Here is a 3625-nt window from a genome sequence, read left to right on the forward strand (position 1 = left end):
ATTTCCAGTGATTTTTGACCGTAGGCTAGCCTGATAAAACAGGCACATCCACAATTTGGCTGAGTTTCATGGGTAATCAAAAAACAAATAGTTGAAAATCCTGAAAAGCTACAATAAACGCACTCTGTTTTTTCCAACAGCATGGCTTGTGTTATTGATACTGGACAGTATTAATGTTAAAATACTACGACTCTCAGATATTTTGCTGATTTGACGATTCTTTTCGCGGGTAGTCATTTCTTTAACCGGTTTGTTTCATCAAACACTTTTCTTTTTCCGAAAACTTTTATTATGAGCGTTGATACAGATTCTCTCAATACAATTCCAGACAACAAACCTGTACGAATCTTCCTTCCCCTGACAAGCGGCCCGGAACGATACAGAGTTCAATGTATTTATCAGAGAAGCGACCCTCCCCGGTTTTCACTGCTCTTCAAACCGGGAACCCTGCCGGTTGAAAAAATTTCCCGGGACCAGCCCTGTATCATCACTATAGACATGGGAGGACCAACCCTCTCCCTGGAAGCAATGATAAAAGATATCCCCAATGAACAGACCCTGAACATGATAGTGAGAAAATCCATAAGCCATGAGCAGATGCGGGATTTCTTCAGAGTAGACGCCACAACAAAAATCATCAGTAAATCTTTTCACACGGAATTCTTCAACAATAACAATGAACCGTGGGCTGTTGAAGGAAAAACCATTGATATCAGTGGAAGTGGTATTCTTGCTGTCTTTTCGGAGCTTCCACCTCCTGACCAGCAAATTCGCCTGGAAATCACAATTCCAACAGCAGAACCAGAAACAATAACCGTTCTGGCCCAGCAGGTTCGTGCCCACAAACTCAAAGACGGTCTTTTTGAGGTAGCCTATAATTTTATTGATATTTCTTCGGAAGACCGGGACAAGATTATCGGTTGCTGCCTGGTCATTCAAAGACAGCAGCTTCGCCTGAAGGTACAGGTAAAAGATTCTTAGACAAAAAAAGCTACAGCCCATTCCATACCAAATCTTAGACTGAAAACAATGTCTGAAAAAGATATTAAACGACTGGTGCAGTCAATTGCCGATGCAGAGCCCGCCACCCTTACACTTACAGACTCTGCCGGAAAACGCACCTCTCATAAATGTATTTTTAAAGAGTCTGAAGCACCTCATTTTTTCATTGTACTCAAAGAGGTGGATTCTCTTCCCCCCGATCTGGATTTCACAAAATCATGTGCATTTGTCAGCAAAAATAAAGAGGGGGAAACCGTCTCCTTTTCAACGTCTGTTGTTGAGAGAAAAAACGATAAAATTTTTGAACTGACCGCGCAAAAATCAATAAACCCTGAAGACCTGCGTGAGTATTTCAGAGTCAATCTGAAAACCAGCATTACCGTCAGTTTTCAGCCGGACACCCCCGACAGCAAACTGCCCGAATGGGAAATTACCGGTGAAGTTGTTGATATTTCTCAATCCGGGGTGCTGGCTATTCTTTCTAAAGAATGTACAGTCAATAATTCTTTATTTATTGAGATAGATCTCACTGAACCTGCCAAAACAGTTTACTGCATCGGCCATATCGTCAGAAAACAGAGAATGAGAAAGAATCGCTGGCTTACCGCATTTCACTTTGACGAAATCAGCCAGAAGACTGTTGACGACATAGCCAGAAACTGTTTCGCCGAACAGAGAAGACAGTTACGTGAAAATATCCAGACAGCCGGTTAAATGTGACCGGTTTACGGCGTCCCTCGCATAGCAACTGTTCACAGGGGCCACAACTATATGATTTTATAGCCCCTGAACTGTAATTCTTCACAGGTACCGCAGATTTTCCCAGGCTCTTTTGTTCGCTATAGCCTACCTATGCCGACGAAAGAGACCATGAAAAGCTGGGGTGTCTTATGAGAAATTACAGTTCAAAGGTAATAAAATCAAATAGTTGCTATCCATACGACCAAGTTCCTTGCTCCGGTCTAATGTTTGATTCAATTCCTGTCGATAAATATCCATGACTGCAATCTCATCCCTCACATCAATTTCCAGAGTCAGCTCTGCTGCGTCTCAGACAGGCAGGCAGAGCCAGGGAGACTATCGACCGGTACCAGGTAAAATCTTCACTGCACTGGTCCTGGAAGCACAGGGAGAAGATCTTTTCCTCCTGGACATCGCAGGTAAACAGTTAACAGCAACCACAAAAGCCCCGCTGGCTGCCGGCCAATCCCTGCGCCTCCAGGTTGTCCGGTCAACACCTCAGATTGAATTAAAAATTGTAACGCAACCACAGGATCTCTTTTTTGGTCGATCACTTACATTGCTTGAAAAAAACATTGACCTTTCCAGTCTTTTCAGCGCGCTGAGTGAACAGCCATCCGCAGATATTGCCACCCTGTCAACCCCAACCAGGAATATTCTTAACCTCTTCTCCACATTGCAACAGCAAAAAACAATAGACCATAATGACAGCGGAACTGTTCTCAAACAGTTCATCGACAAACTCGGGTTGTCACTAGAACATATGCTTGCAGACCGGAAAGGTCCCGCTGCCGCTGAAAATCTCAAGGCGGCATTGCTGGAAATAGCAAATACCTTCCGCAACAGTGAAAGTCTGGCTGAAAATACCGGAAAAATTCTCAATACCATTGAACTTTTTCAGCTGGCCCAACTTTATAACAATCAAGATCGCCAATTCATTCTTCCACTTCCTCTTCCATTTATCGAAAAGGGTTATCTCGTTGTAGAATACGAAGAAAAAAACAAGGGAGGAGGCAATGATCCGGAAAATAAAAAATACGACAGGTTCTCACTCTACCTCACCATGTCTGATCTGGGGAATATACAGATCGATTTTCTACAGCTAAAAAAGACTCTCTATTTGCGTTTTCGTACAGATTCAGACGAAAAAAACAGGTTTGTAGAACAGTTCGGTGAGCAATTGAAAGAAAGCCTTTCAGGTTTTCCACAAATTAATATTTCTTTTTCCCAGGATGCTCCCGACCCCATAGCTGATTTATTGCAACGGGTTGTTTCCGAGGACAAGTCCATGGTAAACACAAAGGCATGATACAGGATGAACAGCAACAGAAAACAGAACAAGGCTGTTGCAATCAGCTACGATGGGACTGACAGCCAGACGCCAAAAGTTGTCGCCAGTGGCAAGGGCAGAATAGCTGAAAAAATAATTGAAACTGCCAGGGAAGCCGGAATTCATATCCAGGAAGATCCAAACCTGGTGGAACTTCTCTCAAAAGTTCCGGTCGGCGATGAAATTCCAGTGGAATTATATCAGACGGTGGCCGAGGTTCTGGCGTTTGTCTATCAGATAAATGAAAAATTCAAGAAAAAACTGGAGAACTCCCGGAAATAAAAAGCATAAAAATGAGGTTACAGATCCATCTGTAACCTCATTTAAAGGTGCTGGCGGAGCGGACGGGACTCGAACCCGCGACCTCCGGCGTGACAGGCCGGCATTCTAACCAACTGAACTACCGCTCCAGCATTTATATCATGAAAAACCGTAACTACTCACCAGGGTAACAATTATATGATTTTATTACCTCTGAACTGTAATTGCTCACAGGTGCCGCAGATTTTTGCAGGCTCTTTTGTTCGCTATAGCCTACCTATGCGGACAAAA

Annotated in this window: 4 protein-coding genes and 1 tRNA gene; 4 read left to right on the plus strand and 1 reads right to left on the minus strand. The window is 43.4% G+C overall.

All coding sequences use genetic code 11. The features are described from left to right. Positions 1–291 precede the first annotated feature (291 nt). The 4 genes from ACXLDX_RS14710 to ACXLDX_RS14725 all read left to right on the plus strand — a co-directional run bounded on the left by ACXLDX_RS14710 (position 292) and on the right by ACXLDX_RS14725 (position 3355). On the plus strand, positions 292–981 hold the full coding sequence (locus tag ACXLDX_RS14710; RefSeq protein ID WP_457577942.1) for a PilZ domain-containing protein: 690 nt from the start codon (positions 292–294) through the stop codon (positions 979–981). Positions 982–1029: 48 nt separating this feature from the next. Next, positions 1030–1716: a PilZ domain-containing protein gene (locus ACXLDX_RS14715; RefSeq protein ID WP_457577943.1), complete on the plus strand. Its 687-nt coding sequence runs from the start codon at positions 1030–1032 to the stop codon at positions 1714–1716. A gap of 283 nt (positions 1717–1999) precedes the next feature. Continuing rightward, entirely contained in the window at positions 2000–3052 is a 1053-nt protein-coding gene (locus tag ACXLDX_RS14720) for a TP0910 N-terminal domain-containing protein (protein ID WP_457577944.1), read from the plus strand. Positions 3053–3058: 6 nt separating this feature from the next. Beyond that, on the plus strand, positions 3059–3355 hold the full coding sequence (locus tag ACXLDX_RS14725) for an EscU/YscU/HrcU family type III secretion system export apparatus switch protein (RefSeq protein WP_457577945.1): 297 nt from the start codon (positions 3059–3061) through the stop codon (positions 3353–3355). 51 nt (positions 3356–3406) lie between these two features. Here the strand turns inward: ACXLDX_RS14725 and ACXLDX_RS14730 are convergent. Beyond that, positions 3407–3483, minus strand: a tRNA-Asp gene (locus tag ACXLDX_RS14730). Positions 3484–3625 lie beyond the last annotated feature (142 nt).

It is taken from the genome of Desulfomarina sp. (assembly GCF_054039375.1).

What these genes read in the sequence shown, in the direction of transcription:
- ACXLDX_RS14715 (WP_457577943.1), top strand. Translation starts at nt 1,030, where the DNA reads ATGTCTGAAAAAGATATTAAACGACTGGTGCAGTCAATTGCCGATGCA.
- ACXLDX_RS14710 (WP_457577942.1), top strand. Translation starts at nt 292, where the DNA reads ATGAGCGTTGATACAGATTCTCTCAATACAATTCCAGACAACAAACCT.
- ACXLDX_RS14725 (WP_457577945.1), top strand. Translation starts at nt 3,059, where the DNA reads ATGAACAGCAACAGAAAACAGAACAAGGCTGTTGCAATCAGCTACGAT.
- ACXLDX_RS14720 (WP_457577944.1), top strand. Translation starts at nt 2,000, where the DNA reads ATGACTGCAATCTCATCCCTCACATCAATTTCCAGAGTCAGCTCTGCT.